Source organism: Pectobacterium sp. CHL-2024, assembly GCF_044751765.1.
Taxonomy (GTDB): Bacteria; Pseudomonadota; Gammaproteobacteria; order Enterobacterales; family Enterobacteriaceae; genus Pectobacterium; species Pectobacterium brasiliense.
Window position 1 is genome coordinate 1 of the sequence record NZ_JBIXKO010000024.1, and the last position, 15,671, is coordinate 15,671.

The 15,671-nt window shown below is 56.7% G+C and carries 17 protein-coding genes; 6 read left to right on the forward strand and 11 right to left on the reverse strand.

The genetic code is table 11. The features are described 5' to 3' along the window. Positions 1-241 precede the first annotated feature (241 nt). Genes ACIPUG_RS20090 through ACIPUG_RS20100 form a run of 3 tightly spaced genes read right to left on the reverse strand, consistent with a single transcriptional unit; the run spans position 242 to position 2,087 of the window. On the reverse strand, positions 242-787 hold the full coding sequence (locus ACIPUG_RS20090) for an acireductone dioxygenase (protein WP_014916418.1): 546 nt from the start codon (positions 785-787) through the stop codon (positions 242-244). Continuing rightward, positions 784-1,473: an acireductone synthase gene (gene mtnC / locus ACIPUG_RS20095; RefSeq protein WP_400339945.1), complete on the reverse strand. Its 690-nt coding sequence runs from the start codon at positions 1,471-1,473 to the stop codon at positions 784-786. The genes ACIPUG_RS20090 and mtnC overlap by 4 nt, the downstream gene beginning before the upstream one ends. Then, a complete protein-coding gene (locus tag ACIPUG_RS20100; RefSeq protein ID WP_400339947.1) occupies positions 1,470-2,087 on the reverse strand; it encodes a methylthioribulose 1-phosphate dehydratase in 618 nt (205 codons plus the stop codon). The genes mtnC and ACIPUG_RS20100 overlap by 4 nt, the downstream gene beginning before the upstream one ends. A 180-nt stretch (positions 2,088-2,267) precedes the next feature. Here ACIPUG_RS20100 and ACIPUG_RS20105 point away from each other — a divergent pair, with 180 nt between their 5' ends. Both ACIPUG_RS20105 and ACIPUG_RS20110 read left to right on the forward strand, forming a co-directional pair. Continuing rightward, a complete protein-coding gene (locus ACIPUG_RS20105; RefSeq protein ID WP_400339950.1) occupies positions 2,268-3,425 on the forward strand; it encodes a pyridoxal phosphate-dependent aminotransferase in 1,158 nt (385 codons plus the stop codon). Next, positions 3,413-4,180, forward strand: coding sequence for an amidohydrolase (locus tag ACIPUG_RS20110; RefSeq protein ID WP_205566569.1), 768 nt, complete (start codon positions 3,413-3,415; stop codon positions 4,178-4,180). The genes ACIPUG_RS20105 and ACIPUG_RS20110 overlap by 13 nt, the downstream gene beginning before the upstream one ends. A gap of 8 nt (positions 4,181-4,188) precedes the next feature. Here the strand turns inward: ACIPUG_RS20110 and hpxK are convergent, their stop codons facing one another. The 7 genes from hpxK to ACIPUG_RS20145 all read right to left on the reverse strand — a co-directional run bounded on the left by hpxK (position 4,189) and on the right by ACIPUG_RS20145 (position 11,069). Next, positions 4,189-5,451: an allantoate amidohydrolase gene (hpxK, locus tag ACIPUG_RS20115; RefSeq protein ID WP_400339953.1), complete on the reverse strand. Its 1,263-nt coding sequence runs from the start codon at positions 5,449-5,451 to the stop codon at positions 4,189-4,191. Beyond that, positions 5,448-6,692: a pyridoxal-phosphate-dependent aminotransferase family protein gene (locus ACIPUG_RS20120; RefSeq protein WP_400339955.1), complete on the reverse strand. Its 1,245-nt coding sequence runs from the start codon at positions 6,690-6,692 to the stop codon at positions 5,448-5,450. Before ACIPUG_RS20120 ends, hpxK begins: the two co-directional genes overlap by 4 nt. Positions 6,693-6,785: 93 nt before the next feature. Then, a complete protein-coding gene (locus ACIPUG_RS20125; protein WP_400339957.1) occupies positions 6,786-7,529 on the reverse strand; it encodes an amino acid ABC transporter ATP-binding protein in 744 nt (247 codons plus the stop codon). Further along, positions 7,510-8,163 (reverse strand): amino acid ABC transporter permease, encoded by a 654-nt coding sequence (locus tag ACIPUG_RS20130; protein WP_094370396.1) that lies wholly within the window; start codon positions 8,161-8,163, stop codon positions 7,510-7,512. The genes ACIPUG_RS20125 and ACIPUG_RS20130 overlap by 20 nt, the downstream gene beginning before the upstream one ends. Beyond that, entirely contained in the window at positions 8,163-8,828 is a 666-nt protein-coding gene (locus ACIPUG_RS20135) for an amino acid ABC transporter permease (RefSeq protein WP_400339959.1), read from the reverse strand. The genes ACIPUG_RS20130 and ACIPUG_RS20135 overlap by 1 nt, the downstream gene beginning before the upstream one ends. Positions 8,829-8,840: 12 nt before the next feature. Then, positions 8,841-9,626 carry a transporter substrate-binding domain-containing protein gene (locus ACIPUG_RS20140; protein ID WP_201722897.1) on the reverse strand — a complete coding sequence of 262 codons (786 nt, stop codon included), beginning with the start codon at positions 9,624-9,626 and terminating at the stop codon, positions 8,841-8,843. Positions 9,627-10,229: 603 nt separating this feature from the next. Next, the gene (locus tag ACIPUG_RS20145; protein ID WP_014916426.1) at positions 10,230-11,069 is read right to left on the reverse strand and encodes a MurR/RpiR family transcriptional regulator; all 840 of its coding nucleotides are present in this window, start codon (positions 11,067-11,069) and stop codon (positions 10,230-10,232) included. A 199-nt stretch (positions 11,070-11,268) separates the two neighbouring features. On the opposite strand from ACIPUG_RS20145, the gene ACIPUG_RS20150 reads away from it, so the two are divergent. From ACIPUG_RS20150 to hpxZ, 4 genes are read left to right on the forward strand one after another with little or no spacing between them, the layout of a single operon-like run. After that, entirely contained in the window at positions 11,269-12,873 is a 1,605-nt protein-coding gene (locus ACIPUG_RS20150) for a gamma-glutamyltransferase family protein (protein ID WP_400339961.1), read from the forward strand. Positions 12,874-12,899: 26 nt separating this feature from the next. After that, positions 12,900-13,112 carry an oxalurate catabolism protein HpxX gene (gene hpxX / locus ACIPUG_RS20155; protein ID WP_400339963.1) on the forward strand — a complete coding sequence of 71 codons (213 nt, stop codon included), beginning with the start codon at positions 12,900-12,902 and terminating at the stop codon, positions 13,110-13,112. After that, complete coding sequence (locus ACIPUG_RS20160) at positions 13,109-14,506, forward strand: AtzE family amidohydrolase (protein ID WP_400339966.1); 1,398 nt, start codon at positions 13,109-13,111, stop codon at positions 14,504-14,506. Before hpxX ends, ACIPUG_RS20160 begins: the two co-directional genes overlap by 4 nt. An 11-nt stretch (positions 14,507-14,517) precedes the next feature. Then, the gene (gene hpxZ, locus ACIPUG_RS20165; protein ID WP_039504771.1) at positions 14,518-14,904 is read left to right on the forward strand and encodes an oxalurate catabolism protein HpxZ; all 387 of its coding nucleotides are present in this window, start codon (positions 14,518-14,520) and stop codon (positions 14,902-14,904) included. A gap of 149 nt (positions 14,905-15,053) precedes the next feature. Here hpxZ and ACIPUG_RS20170 read toward each other — a convergent pair whose 3' ends face one another. Next, positions 15,054-15,638 (reverse strand): hypothetical protein, encoded by a 585-nt coding sequence (locus ACIPUG_RS20170; RefSeq protein ID WP_039277072.1) that lies wholly within the window; start codon positions 15,636-15,638, stop codon positions 15,054-15,056. Between the last annotated feature and the right edge of the window lie 33 nt (positions 15,639-15,671).

A 15,671-nucleotide genomic window follows, 5' to 3' on the forward strand; every position in this document is an offset into this window, starting at 1 on the left:
ACGCTATTCCTTTTAAGAAAATACGCGTAAAGGATAACAAGATGTTCATAGTGCTAATAGCGCAAAAAAAGGCCTAAAACCAAGCAAACACATTGATTAATATTAAAATAATATCATTTTGAATAAATTAGATAGCGAATCAAAAAGACTCAATCATCATATGAGAACAGGGCATTCCCCTGTTCTCAACCTATTGATAAACCATTTTTATTCATGGGATAAGGGCATAGCCCCCTGCGCGCTAGCGCTCCAGCTTCGGATACACATCTGCGATCTTATCGCCGGTAAAATGCGCGATCCAGCCTTCCGGGTTATCGAACAGGCGGATGGCGGTGAAGTGCGGTTCCGGTCCCATATCAAACCAGTGCGCGGTGCCCGCGGGTACGGACAGCAGATCGTTCTTTTCACACAGGATCTGGTAAATCTTGCCGTTCAGGTGCAGACAGAAAAGCCCCGCGCCTTCCACGAAAAAGCGCACTTCGTCTTCATGATGCACATGCTCGGATAAAAACTTGGTGCGCAGCTCCGCGCGCTGCGGATTATCAGAACGCATGCTGATGACATCCCAGCTCTGATAGCCTTTTTCTGCCACCAGCTTATCGATTTCATGCTGATAGGCCGCCAGCACTTCTTCAGACGACGGCGCGTCACTCAGCTTCTGGCTGGCTTCCCAGCGTTCAAAACGTACGCCGATGTCGTTCAGCTGTTTCTGAATCGCCTCGGCATCCTGACTTTGCCAAATCGGCTGGCTTGCATCGCTGTCGCTAAAAATGGTTAATCCACTCATTGGGCGTACTCCGGTAAGTCGATCTGGTCAAAACGTGCCACCTGGCGGTGACGGCTTACGTTATCCGCATCATCACGAATAAGCTGACAGGTGTGCCAACCGGCTTCCTGCGCGGCATCCAGCTCCTGACGAATGTCCGACAGGAATAACAGTTGCTCAGCAGGCAGCCCGATGGCTTGTGCAATCGTGCGATAAGAATCAGTCTCCCGCTTCGCGCCGACGCGGGTATCAAAATAGTCGCTGAACAGCGGGCGCAGATCGCCCGCGTTGCTATACCCAAACAGCAGTTGCTGCGCTTCCACCGAACCTGACGAGTACACATACAGGCTCAGGCCCTGCTGCTGCCATGCGGCGAGCTGCTTCGCGACTTCAGGGTACAGATGCCCCTGAAAATCGCCGTTACGGTAGCCCGTACGCCAGATAATGCCTTGCAGCTGCTTCAGCGCGGTGGATTTACGATCTTCATCCATAAACTGGTTCAGCGCAGCAATCAGCGTCTCGCTATTCGCATCGGGCTGACCTAGCTCCTGACGCAACGCATCCAGCGCCTGCGCGATCTCAGGATCGCTACCGTGCTGGCGAACGGTGTCGGCCAGACGTTCGCGGGCATAAGGAAACAGCACGCTGTGAACAAAACGGATATCGCTGGTGGTGCCTTCAATATCCGTCACAATCGCGTTAATCATGCTTTGGCCTCCAGCAGTCGACGTTGCAATTCGCACTGGAACAGGAACTCCAGCCCTTCCAGATGACGACGTGCTTCTTTCACCGTCGCGCCCCAGCAGTAAAGACCGTGGCCGCGCACCAGAAAGCCGTAGCGTAGCGGCGTGTGGCTGGCGTACTCAGTTACCCGTTGCGCCAGCGTCGGAATATCCTGATCGTTATCGAAAATCGGGATCGCCACGCGATCCAAATGGGTGGTTTGCCCCGCCAGCGACTTTTGCATTTCGTAGCCGTGCAGCACCAGCTCAGCGCCCTTCTCTACCCGGGACAGCACCGTCGCGTTCACCGAGTGCGTATGCAGCACCGCACCAATAGTCGGCTCGCGGCGATACAACAGCGTATGCAGCCCCGTTTCCGCCGACGGCGTGCGACCGCTCGGCACATGGTTAGTGACAATCTCCACCAGCAGGAAATCCTCTACCTGAAGGCTGCCTTTGTCTTTACCCGATTCAGTAATCAGGCACTGCGCGTCATCAAGGCGTACGGACATATTGCCGCCCGTCGCCGGACACCAGCCTTTCTCGCCGATCCAGTGGCAGGCCGCAAGCAGCGCCGTCAATTGTTGATTTTCAGTCATGAGGCTTCCCGTTTTTGGTCTTTCTGTTTCAAAGCATGCAGTTGCAGGTTTAGATCTTTTCATTATGTCTTAGCACGCAAAGGCATTTAGCCGTTTAAACGTCCAAGCGTCTTGATTGCCAAATACTAACAGCATGTTATATTACCAAGCAATACAGGCTTGCAGGAGTTCCACCCCGCTATGAGCGCCGCTCTGATTCCCGACAGTAAACTGCCTTCGCTGGGCACCACCATCTTCACCCAGATGAGTGCGCTGGCCCAACAGCATCAGGCCATCAATCTATCACAAGGTTTCCCTGATTTTGACGGCCCTGACTATTTACAACAGCGGCTGGCGTATCACGTCAGTCAGGGTGCCAACCAATATGCGCCGATGACCGGCATCGCGCCGCTGCGTCAGGCGATTGCTGAAAAAACGGAAGAGCTGTACGGCTGGCGACCGGATGCCGATAGCGAAGTGACCGTCACGGCGGGTGCGACTGAAGCGCTGTTTGCCGCCATTGCCGCGCTGGTACGTCCCGGCGACGAAGTGATTTGTTTCGATCCCAGCTATGACAGCTATGCACCTGCCGTTACGCTGGCTGGCGGCGTACTCAAACGCATCGCCTTGCAACCGCCCGCGTTTCGCGTGGACTGGTCGCATTTTGCTGAGCTGCTGAGCGAACGCACTCGTTTGGTCATCCTGAATACGCCGCACAACCCGTCCGCCACCGTCTGGCAGAAGGCTGATTTTGAGCAGCTGTGGCAGGCAATTGCCGCGCGTAACATCTTCGTGCTGAGCGATGAAGTCTACGAGCACATCTGTTTCGACAGCGAAGGACATGCCAGTGTGCTGGCACATCCGTCGCTGCGCCAACGCGCCATCGCCGTTTCATCATTTGGCAAAACGTTCCACATGACCGGCTGGAAAGTCGGTTATTGCGTCGCCCCAGCCGCCTTAAGCGCAGAAGTGCGTAAGGTTCACCAGTATCTGACGTTCTCCGTAAATACGCCCGCGCAGTTCGCCATTGCCGATATGCTGCGTGAACAGCCGCAACACTGGCGTGAACTGCCCGATTTTTACCGCGCGCGTCGCGATCGTTTCATCAAGGCGCTGGCAGGCAGCCGTTTTGACATTCTGCACTGTGAAGGCACTTACTTCCTGCTGGCGGACTATCGGGCGATTTCCGATCTGGACGATGTCAGCTTCTGCCGCTGGCTGACCGAACACGTTGGCGTCGCGGCCATTCCGCTGTCCGTCTTTTGCGCCGATCCGTTCCCACATACGTTGATTCGACTATGCTTTGCTAAACAGGAAGCAACGTTGGATGCCGCTGCGGAGCGTTTATGTCGACTTTAAAGATTTCATTGCTGCAACAGCCGCTGGTCTGGCGCGATGGCGAAGCCAACCTGCGCCACTTCGATACCTTATTGGCAGAGATGAGCGGGCGTGATGTGATTGTCCTGCCGGAGATGTTCACCACCGGTTTTGCGATGGAAGCAGCCAAAGGCAGTCTGGATCAGTCAGTTGTAGAGGCGTGGCTGCACCAGTGGGCGCAGAAGACGAATGCGCTGATCGGCGGCAGCGTCGCGGTAAATACGCCAAAAGGGGCGGTGAACCGGTTCCTGCTGGTCGATCCGCACGGCGAGGTGCATCACTACGATAAACGCCACCTGTTCCGCATGGCGGACGAACACCATCACTATCAGGCAGGCACGGAGCGGGTCACCCTTGAGTGGCGCGGCTGGCGTATCTGTCCGATGATCTGCTACGACCTGCGTTTCCCGGTCTGGTCACGCAACCGGCAGGACTACGATTTGGCGCTGTATGTCGCCAACTGGCCAGCGCCACGAGCCGCCCACTGGCAGACGCTGCTGGCGGCGCGCGCCATTGAGAATCAGGCCTACGTCGCAGGCTGCAACCGCGTCGGCACCGACGGCAACGGCCACAGCTACCGCGGCGATAGCCTGATTATTAATGCTCAAGGGGAAATTCTGGCCTCTGCCGCTCCCAACCAGCCCGCCCGTCTGGACGCCGAGCTGTCGCTGGAAGCGCTGCAAAGCTACCGGGAATCCTTCCCTGCCTGGCGCGATGCCGATCGCTTTACGCTGTAACTGTCTCGCTACTGTGCAGAAGCGTGGTAGAACACCGCCTGACTGTACGCCTGTAGCGCCAGCGCCACATCTGCCGTGGTCACGGACTCGTCAGGATGGTGGCTGATGCCGCCGCGGCAGCGGACAAACAGCATCGCCACCGGCCAGCGTTCGGCAATAGCAATCGCATCGTGCCCCGCGCCGCTTGGCAACATCAGCGTTTTGCCTTGTACCTGCGTCACCGCCTCATTTAATACCGACTGCAAGGCGGGATCGCAGCGGGTTGCCGCAATACGGTAATACTCGTCGGCGCTGAACTGGCAGCCGCGCTGGTGCGCGATAGCCTGTCCCAACGTCAGGAGTTTTTGTAGCAGCGCATCCAGCGGTGCATCCTCCGGCCCGCGAATATCCAGCGTCATCTTCACCTCACCGGGAATAACGTTCGCCGCGCCCGGTAAGCACTGTAATGTGCCAAACGTGGCGACCAGATGAGGATCGCTTTCCCGCGTTATCCGCTCAGCCTGCGCCATCCAGTCGGCGGCCGCCGCCAGCGCATCCTGCCGCTGCGTCATCGGCACCGTGCCCGCATGCCCCGCCAGCCCGAGGAATGTGCAGTTAAGCCGCCGCGCCCCGTTAATCGCGGTGACCACGCCCAGCGCCAGATCCTGCTGTTCCAGACACGGCCCTTGCTCGATGTGTAACTCCAGATAGGCGGTGATATCGCTGACCGGACGTGCCGCCAGTGCCACCTCAAGCGGATCCAGCCCCGCAATGGTCAACGCCTGCGCCACACTGGTGCCCTCAGCATCCTGACACTCCAGCCAGTTCTCCGGCCAGGTGCCCGTCAATCCCCGACTGCCCAGCAGCGTAATGCCAAAACGCGTGCCTTCTTCATCGCCGAAGCCGATGATTTCCAATGCCACGGGCAAACGCATCCCTTGTTGATGGAACGCACGTACCACTTCAATCGCCGTCAATACGCCCAGCATGCCGTCATAGCGCCCGGCATTGCGCACCGTATCCAGATGCGAACCAAGCAACAGCGCTGTCGCATCCGGTGTTAATCCTTCATAGCGACCACAAATGTTGCCAACGCTATCCTGCCAGACGTTCATGCCCGCTTCGCGCATCCATTCTCCCACCTGCGCATTGGCACGCAGGTGCTCCAGCGACAGATAAACACGGGTCAGTTGGCCGGGCGTTTCACTGATTTCCGCCAGCGCATCGCAGCGCGACATAATCTGCTCAGCGGCGGCCTGTGCAGCAGCAGGCAACATCAACATTTCACTCATGCACGTCCCTCATCCGCCGCATAGCAATTCCAGGCCGCCTGCAAGGCTTCGCCCTGCACGCTGCGGAAACCAAGACGATTCAGCACCGCCTCCAGCGCCGTCAGCGTTTGCATCACGCAGTCTTTACGCGCGTTGTAGCCCATCGTCCCGATGCGCCAGATCTTGCCCTGAAGCGGGCCAAAGGACGTGCCGATCTCAATGGCGAAATCTTCCAGCAGCAGCTTACGCACCTGTTCACCGTGAACGCCGTCAGGAATCACCACGCCCAGTACGTTATTCATTTTGTGGGTCAGCGAGCCAAAGGTCTCCAGCCCCATTCCCTGAATCCCCGCCACCAGCGCACTGCCGTGCAGCGCATGGCGGGCAATGCTGCGATCCAACCCTTCTTCGAGGATCGTTCGGGCACACTCGCGGGCGGCAAACAACATGCTCGTCGCCTCGGTATGGTGGTTCAGGCGCTCCGGCCCCCAGTAATCCATCACCATGCCCAGATCGAAATAGTTGGAATAGATCATTTCGTCGTCGCCGTCCTGATGCGCGTCCGTTCGGATCCCCTGCTCAATACATTTGCGACGGCGGATCACCGCTTCCATCTGCGAACTGAGCGTGATCGGTGAACTGCCAGATGGCCCTCCCAGACACTTCTGCAATCCGGCGGAAACCGCATCCAGTCCCCACTTATCTGTTTCCAGCGGATTACCGCCAAAAGACGCCGTGGCATCGGTATAGAACAGTACGCCGTGACGGCGGCAGATCTCGCCCAATTCCTCCAGCGGTTGCAGCATGGTGGTCGACGTATCGCCCTGCACCGTCAGCAGTAAACGCGGGCGTACTGCTTTGATCGCATCTTCAATCTGGTCCGGCGAGAACACCTCGCCCCACGGCACTTCAATGGTATGAACGTCAGCACGACAGCGGCGGGCAATCTCACACAGCAGATGACCAAAACGACCAAACACGGGCACCAGTACTTTATCGCCAGGGCGGATTGCCGACAGCAAAATCGCCTCAATGCCCGCGCGCGAGGTGCCATCGACCAGCATCGTCCAGCGGTTTTCCGTGCGGAAAAGTTGACGATAGAGCGCCATGACCTGATTCATGTAGTTCGTCATCGCGGGATCATATTGCCCCACCAGTTGACTGGCCATTGCCCGTAATACGCGCGGATCGGCATTGATCGGCCCCGGCCCCATCAGCAGGCGATGAGGGGGATTGATTTGCGCGTACAGTTCGCTGTTCATGGTTATGTGCTCCAGATTCTTTACGTTACTGACCTGCTAATCGAATGATTTGATGCGCGTTTCCGTGCGTGATTAGCTCAAAAGAGGGAAGCCTTACGCTTCCGATAGTCCCCGGACCGAGGCGATAAACTGTTTCAGTTCGCGGGTCTGTGGGTTAGCGAACAGCGTTTTGCTGTCGCTCTGCTCCCAGACCGTGCCCTGATGCATAAACACCACGCGGTCGCCCACTTCACGGGCAAAATTCATTTCATGCGTCACCAGAATCAGCGTCATGCCTTCTGCGGCCAGCTGTTCCAGCACCTTCAGTACTTCGCCGACTAATTCAGGATCAAGCGCCGAGGTAATTTCATCGCACAGCAGAACTTTCGGGCTCATCGCCAGCGCGCGGGCAATCGCGACGCGCTGCTGCTGGCCGCCCGACAGGTTGGCAGGGTAATAGTGAAGGCGCTCACCCAGCCCCACCTTTTTCAACACCCGTTCGCCCAGCTCACGGCACTCTGCCGCACTTTTACCCAGCACGCGGCGCGGTGCCAGCATCACGTTTTCCAACGCCGTCATGTGCGGAAACAGATTGAAGTTCTGGAACACCATCCCGACTGAGCGGCTGATTTCCCGCGCCTGCGAATCTCTGTCGGTAACTGTCATCCCGCCCAGCTTAATGCTGCCGTCCTGATAGCCTTCCAGACCGTTCATGCAGCGTAATAGCGTGCTCTTACCAGAGCCGCTGCGCCCGATGATCGAAATGACCTCACCCATTTCAATATCCAGATCCACGCCTTTCAGGACATGGTTCTGGCCGTAATATTTTTGAACCTGATTAATGGTGATGAGCGGCATTGAATTTCTTCTCCAGATAGCGGCTGTAGTAAGAGAGCGGATAGCACATCAGGAAGTAGCCCAGCGCCACCAATCCGAACACTTTAAACGGCTGATAGGTCACGTTATTCAACATGGTTCCCGCCTTGGTCAGTTCGATAAATCCGATGATCGACGCCAGCGCGGTACCTTTAATCACCTGCACGGAAAACCCCACGGTAGGCGCGATGGCGATACGCATCGCCTGCGGCGCAATCACCCGATAGAGCGTCTGGCCGAAATCCAGCCCGAGGCAGCGCGACGCTTCCCACTGCCCTTTCGGCAATGCTTCCACGCTGCCGCACCAGATATCCACCAGAAAGGCGCTGGTAAAGAGCGTCAGCGCCAGTGCCGCCGCCGTCCACGGACTCACATCGATGCCGAACAGCGCCAGCCCGAAAAAGGCGAGGAATAGCTGCATCAGCAGCGGCGTGCCCTGAAACAGCTCGGAATACAAATGGACAAAGCGCGTCGGCCATGTGCGTTTCGTCAACCGCAGCAGCATCAGCGGAAAGGTCACTATCGCACCGCCGATAAACGCCGTCAGCGACAGCAGTAGCGTCCAACGTGCCGCCAGCAGCAGGTTGCGCACAATATCCCAGTCGGTAAATGTCATCATGACGGATTCCCCAGAAAGCGCCGACCTGCCAGCAGTAAGAGTTGTCGCATCAGAACCGACAGCACCAGATAACACAGCGTGGTTGCCAGATACACTTCAAAGCTCAAAAACGTACGGGACTGAATCAGGTTGGCGGCAAAGGTCAGTTCCTCGTAAGACACCTGCGACACCACCGACGACCCCAGCATGACAATGATGCACTGGCTAACCAGCGCCGGATAAATCCGCTGGAGCGCAGGCGGCAGAATCACACGTAAAAAGGTCTGCATTCGCGTCAGCCCCAGCACGCGGGCAGCTTCCCACTGGCCTTTCGGCGTCACCTGAATCCCCGCGCGGATAATCTCGGTGCTGTACGCTCCCAGATTAATCAACATCGCCAACAGCGCGGCCTGTCCGGCGGTGAGCTTCAAGCCCAGGCTCGGCAAGCCGAAAACGATGAAGAACAGCTGAACCACAAACGGCGTATTGCGGATCAGCTCGACGTAGACACCCCATAGCCGACTCAGCAGAGTACGCTTGCCGCTGCGCAAGGCCGCACCGAAGATGCCGATAGCAATGCCGCCGAGGGTTGCCATGACCGTCAGCTCAATGGTGACCCACAACCCCTCCAGCAGCTCAGGCCAGAACGGAAACAGCGCAGAAAAATTAAGCTGATAGGTCATGGCGTGCTCCCGTTAAGCCTTGATGCTGGCCGGCAGCGGCGCTTTCAGCCATTTTTCCGACAGGGTATTGAGCGTATTGTCTTTCAGCGCTTGCTCAATCAACGCGTCGACTTTCGCTTTCAGTGCAGGCTCGTCTTTTTTCAGACCGATGTAGCACGGCGAATCTTTCAGCATAAACTTCGCTACGGGTGCTTTCGTCGGGTTCTGCTCGGCGATAGCCGCGACAACCAGGTTACCCGTCGCAACATATTCCACCTGCCCGGACAGGTACGCCGACAGCGTGGTGTTGTTATCTTCGTAGCGTTTAATCTGTGCGGCCTTCGGTGCGATATCCGTCAGCACCATGTCTTCTACCGCACCGCGCGTGACGCCGATACTTTTGCCTTCCAGCGCTTCTGACGATGTCAGCGTGCTGTCTTTCGGCCCAAATACGCCGAGGAAAAACGGCGCGTAGGCGCGGCTGAAATCGATCACTTTTTCACGCTCGGCATTTTTGCCCAGACTGGAGATCACCAGATCAACTTTGTTGGTTTGCAGATACGGCACGCGGTTGGCGCTGGTTACCGGAACCAGCTGCAACTTTAGTTTCATCTCTTTCGCCAGATAGCGAGCGATATCGATGTCATACCCCTGCGGTTGCAGATCCGTTCCTACCGATCCAAACGGCGGGAAATCCTGCGGGACGGCGACACGCAGCACACCGCGCTTCTCGATATCCTGCAACTGATCGGCCATCGCGCTACCGGCTTGAACCAGTAACATTGCCGCGCCCATCATCGCCAGTAACCCTTTTTTGATGCCCAGTTTATTGATCAACATCGTCTCTGCCCCCGGTTAGTATAATTGAAACGAAAGATTCTTTAAAAACAAAAATTGAAACCATCGTTGCAGATATTAAGCAAGGAGTGTGCCAGATTACGCGGGTACCCTTGACGATGAGGAACAACGTAGAAGGTCAGGGAATCATGCTGAAATATGGCATAGCTGTAGATATGGAATATTGGTGAACAGTTTCGGGCGTGATACTCAGGAGTTAACCTTGTGGTTTTATGCCTTATTCGCGTAAAAAATTGCGCTGAGGTGAGCATGACCGCCGGATGAGCGGCATGGACGCCGCGAAAGTCAGCGCCGCGTCGGGAGCGCGTCGCTGGCGGTCCGTGTTGCGGGCATGAACACCGAAGGTACCGCGAAGCGGCGCAATTCCGCGAAAAAAGCCTGGGTTCATAGGGCAAGCGGCGTTTGAGCTGCCCTATGTCGGGCGTGGCGCTATGTCACAAAAATAATCCAGTGCTATCACGCCCGAAACAATCCACGTGACTACATGACAGATAAGCGCATTAGGAATCTAAACACTCACTTTAACGCATTATTTTGGTGCAATAGCACCATCCCAACGCACCATTAGCGTTGCTCAAGCTCATCCAGTTCACCATAAAGATCCACGATCTGGTGAATACGCTGGCGTCCGTCACGCAGCATTTCATGCAGTAGCGCATTGCTGATCACGTTAACCAGACTCATGGCGGACGAATAGCTGTCAAACGCCGAGACGCTGTCCAGCGGGACGCACAGCGACCAGGTTGCCAGAGACATTAGCGTACTCACCTGTGGTTCGCACAACAGCAGCACAGGCACGCCGCGCTTTTGCAGCTGCACCAAGAGCGGCTGAATCAGGCGCGGACGGCGGCGAAAAGCCACCACAATCACGACATCCTGCGCAGTGAGATCCACCAGCTCTTCGGATAACGTCTGCCCCGGCTGCGTCAGCAGCGTGACCTGTTGGCGAATCTGGAGCAGCTGTTGGCGCAGGTGCAGCGCCACCGGATAGCTATTGCGCAGCCCAATCAAACACACTCGCTGCGCCTGCATCAGCGCCTGAATCACCGCGCCAAACTGCACGGGATCAATCTGGTTTATCCACTGCGTCAGGTTCGCCATTTCCTGCTTGTAATGCCGTGCCAGCAGCGTATTCCCCTGCACGGCATCCCGGTTATCCGCCAGCGGCATCCCGCTCTGGCGCAGCGTTCTGAGTTCATCGCGCATGTCACGGTAGCTGGGGTAGCCCAGCCGTTTGAACAATCGGCTGACGGTCGCTTTGGAAACGCCGCTCAGCCGCGCCAGCTCGGCGCTGTTGTAGCTAATTAAATCGTCAAAGTGATCGAAGATGAAATCCGCGACACGCTGTTCCTGCGGTGAAAGCTCGCTGTAGCGATCCCGTAATCGTTCATCTATTTGCATCATCGTCTCTCACCCGTTGCGCTTGCTGTAACGTTTGTTTCATGTCGCAGAACATAGCACAGGATTGTCAGGATGATATAGATACCTCCTCCGGCACCGCATACCGACTTTCCACCGCAATAAAAAACTGGAACGCCGTTTGCTTATAGCTAGGGTTAATAGAACTCATCACCCTACATAAAACTTAAAAAGGAATCCTGAGATGATGCAAAGCAACACCGCCCCGCTGGGCATGGCGGTAGCACCTCATCATTTAGCCAGTGCCAGCGCGTTGGCGATTCTGCGTGAAGGTGGAAACGCCATTGAAGCCATGGTCGCAGCGGCGGCAACTATTGCCGTGGTGTACCCGCATATGAACGGGATCGGCGGCGACGGTTTCTGGCTGATTGTGCCACCACACGGTGAACCCGTTGCTATCGATGCCAGCGGGGCGGCGGGGTCGCTGGCCTGCCGTGAGTACTATCAGGGCGAAAGCCGCATTCCGCACCGCGGCCCGAAAGCGGCGCTGACGGTCGCAGGCACCGTCGGCGGCTGGCAGGAAGCGCTGGCCTATTCACAAGAGCTGGACAATTCACAAGAAATAGACAGCACGCCGATGCCGCTGGCTCGTCTGCTATCTGACGCGATTCGCTATGCGGCTGACGGTATTCCCGTCACGCAGTCTCAGGAAGATGCACTCACCCAGCGCTATCACGAACTGGGCGATTGTCCGGCTTTTAGCCAGCTGTTTATGCCGCAGGGAAATATCCCGCGCGCGGGCAGCCGTTTCACGCAGTCGGATTTAGCCGATACCCTGACGACGCTCAGTATTGAAGGGCTGGACAGTTTTTATCGCGGCTCCGTAGCCAATCGGCTGGCGGCACAGATGGCGCAGCTCGGTATGCCGCTAACGGCTGACGATCTGGCAAATTACCGCGCCAGGCGGACAACGCCGCTGGTGCTGAAGCACAGCAAAGGTGACATCTATAACCTCGCACCACCGACGCAGGGTCTGGTATCGCTCGCGATTCTCGGTCTGACCGATCATTTAGACATGGAAGATCTGAGCGATAGCCAGACGATCCACCGCATTGTCGAATCGACCAAGCTGGCGTTTGGCCTGCGTGACCGCTTCATTACCGATCCCAAGCTGATGACACAGGACGTTCAGGCGCTGCTGGAAAACGATGCGCTCGGCGTGCTGGCTCGGCAGGTCGATACCCGCAAAGCCGCGCCGTGGGGAGAAGGCAAAGGCCCCGGTGACACGGTCTGGATGGGCGTATGCGACAGCAGCGGTCTGTGCGTCTCTTTTATTCAAAGCATTTACCACGAGTTTGGCAGCGGCGTGGTATTACCGGGAACTGGCGTGCTCTGGCAAAACCGCGGAGCCTCGTTCAGCCTCGATCCGGCACACCTGCTGGCGCTAGAACCGGGTAAACAGCCTTTTCATACCTTAAACCCTGCCGCCGCACGCCTGTCCGACGGACGAACGATGGTCTACGGCTCGATGGGCGGCGACGGACAACCGCAGACACAGGCGGCCATCTTTATCCGTCACGTTCAGCAAGGGCTGCCGCTGCAACAGGCGATTAGCGCCCCACGCTGGCTGCTTGGCCGTACCTGGGGACAGGTCTCCGATACGCTGAAGATCGAGGATCGCTTTAAACCCGCCACCGTGGATGCTCTGCGTCAGCTCGGTCACGACGTCGAACTCTTGAGCAGCTTTAGTGAAACGGTAGGCCACGCGGGAGCCATCGTACGGCACACCAGCGGCATGCTGGAAGGCGCCTTCGACCCACGCAGCAACGGCAGCGCGGCAGGTTTTTAATCATGACTCAACCGGGAGAACACCGCATGACGACAACATCCATCGATAACGACACGTTAGCCGCTTATCTTCAGCACATGGAAACGCTGCTCGCGCTGCAACTCAGTCAGGAACGGCGTCAGGAGCTGTTAGTGCAGTTCAACCGCATTCACGCCATGGCGCAGCCGCTGATGGATTTTCCTCTTGATGAGCATCAGGAAATTGCCGGAGTTTATACGCTAGGAGTTTATACGCTATGAGTTCACACGCCAGAAGCGCCCCCTCATCGTTATCCATCCGACAGATTCAGCAAGGTTTGCAGGCCGGCACGTTCTCCGCCAAAGAGCTTGCACAGCAGGCGCTGGGCACCATTGAGCAGGCCAACCCCACGATTAATGCCTACACCCATGTCACTGGAGAACGCATGTTGGCAGAGGCAGAACGCATCGACGCCTGCCGTCAACGCGGGGAAACGTTACCCGCGCTGGCCGGCGTGCCTTACGCCGTCAAAAACCTGTTTGATGTCAGCGGCGAAACCACGTTGGCAGGTGCCGAGCTTTTCAGCCAGCGACCGCCCGCCGCACAGGATGCCTTTGCCATCCGACAGCTTGCCAGTCAGGGCGCACTGCTGTCCGGCATGTTGAATATGGATGCCTATGCCTACGGCTTTACCACCGAAAACAGCCATTACGGCCCCACGCGTAACCCGCTTGATACACAGCGCATTGCGGGTGGGTCGTCTGGCGGATCGGCTGCGGCCGTCGCAGCCGGTTTGGTTAACTTCACGCTGGGCAGCGACACCAACGGCTCGATCCGCGTACCGTCGTCGCTCTGCGGCATTTTCGGGCTAAAGCCAACGTTTGGTCGTTTATCACGTCACGGCAGCCACCCGTTTGTCGCCAGCCTCGACCATATCGGTCCGCTGGCGCGTAGCGCAGACGATCTGGCCTTGGTGTTCGATGCCTTACAAGGTCGCGATGAACACGATCGCTTTCAGGCCAAGCGGGAAACACAGCATACCGCCGCACAGTTGGAAGCGGGCGGTGACGGATTACGCTACGCGGTGCTTGATGGCTATTTCTCCACGTGGGCCAGCGAGGAGGCCAACGCCGCCGTTCGTCAGATCGCACAGGCGCTGGGCGCGCAGGACAGCCTGACGCTAACCGATGCCGCACTGGCACGTAGCGCCGCCTTTATTCTGTCGGCCAGCGAAGGGGGCAACCAGTATCTGCCAGACTTACGCTCGCAGCCCGAGCGCTTCGAGCCCCTGTCACGTGAGCGGCTGCTGGCAGGCGCTATGATTCCCGCGGCCTGGTATGTGCAGGCTCAGCGCTTCCGTCATTATTTCCGTCAACAGACGCTGGCGCTGTTTGAACACACCGACCTGCTGATCGCCCCGGCGACGCCCTGTTCCGCCACGCTCATTGGGCAGGAAACCATGCGCATTAATGATACCGATCTGCCCGTCCGCGCCAGCATGGGCATGCTGACACAGCCGATCTCTTTCGTCGGTCTGCCCGTCGTGACAGTGCCGGTAGCAACCGCCAGCGGCCTGCCGATAGGCGTGCAGATTATTGCCGCACCGTGGCGCGAGGATCTTTGTCTGCGGACGGCGTGGGCGCTTGAGCAGCAGGGCATCACCTATACCTTATGAGGAAAGAAAATATGTTGCCTGAAGATATTAACCAGCCGGATGTGCTGGCCGACGTGACTGCTGCGTTCTATCGCTATGAGAAAGCCTTAACGGGTAATGACGTTGCGGTACTGGATGAACTGTTCTGGCACGATGAAAAAACGGTGCGCTACGGTGCGGGAGAAAATCTGTACGGGATCGAGGAAATCCGCGCCTTTCGCCTCGCTCGCCCCTCCGCCGGTCTGGACAGAACCCTGCGTAATACGGTCATCACCACTTACGGTCATGATATGGCCGTCGCCAGCACGGAGTTTACCCGCGCAGGCAGTACGAAGATCGGTCGCCAAATGCAAACCTGGGTAAAAATGCCCGAAGGCTGGCGCGTTGTCGCCGCCCACGTCAGCCTGATGAGTTCGTAGCAATGAAAAAGAAAACAAGCGCAATCTCTATGCGCTTGTTTCAGTTCCCACTAATCTACTTATCCGCCAAATTAGGAGCATCTGAGGCTAGATAATATTTGCCATCAATAAGCACATATTCACCAGAAGCCAGCTTACGCTTTATCACATCACGCGCTGCCATTTGCAGCTTTTTCCCCAAGGCGAAAAATGCCTGTTCCTGAAGACTTAACGTCGTAATATCGTGTGAGGATGACATAGCTTCTCCTATCTGAACCAAGTCGATTAAATGACTGCATACCAGGGATACGAATGTTAAATCTGTTTTTCCCTGCTAACCCCAGTAAACCATCATATAAATCCGCGAGATCGATTTTCCTTTTCCCCGAAAGGTCGGGAGCTGCGCACCAATAGTAAGCCCCAGATCGGGAAACATTGTAGTGGTCAAAAATCGCTCTGGCAACCGACGTAATCACCTTTAGAATTTGCCCAGAATTGAGCTCAACATGCTGATAAGCTTCCAAACGCTCTTGATTCTCAACTTTATCAAAAGCAACCGTCCAAAGACCCGACTGGGGCATTTGAAAACCAGGTATGTTATGTTTCTCATCAATCCCTTTATTAAGCAATTCGTCCGCTGACTGGAGTTTCTGGAAACCAATGGCATATACCATGCCACCAACGATAAACTGACGCATAAGCAACTCACCATTCCCTGTATAGTCTTCGAAATCATGGTATTCCCAAGTGACCACGTTTAGCTTTTCCTTAGCAGAAATCAGATGAGC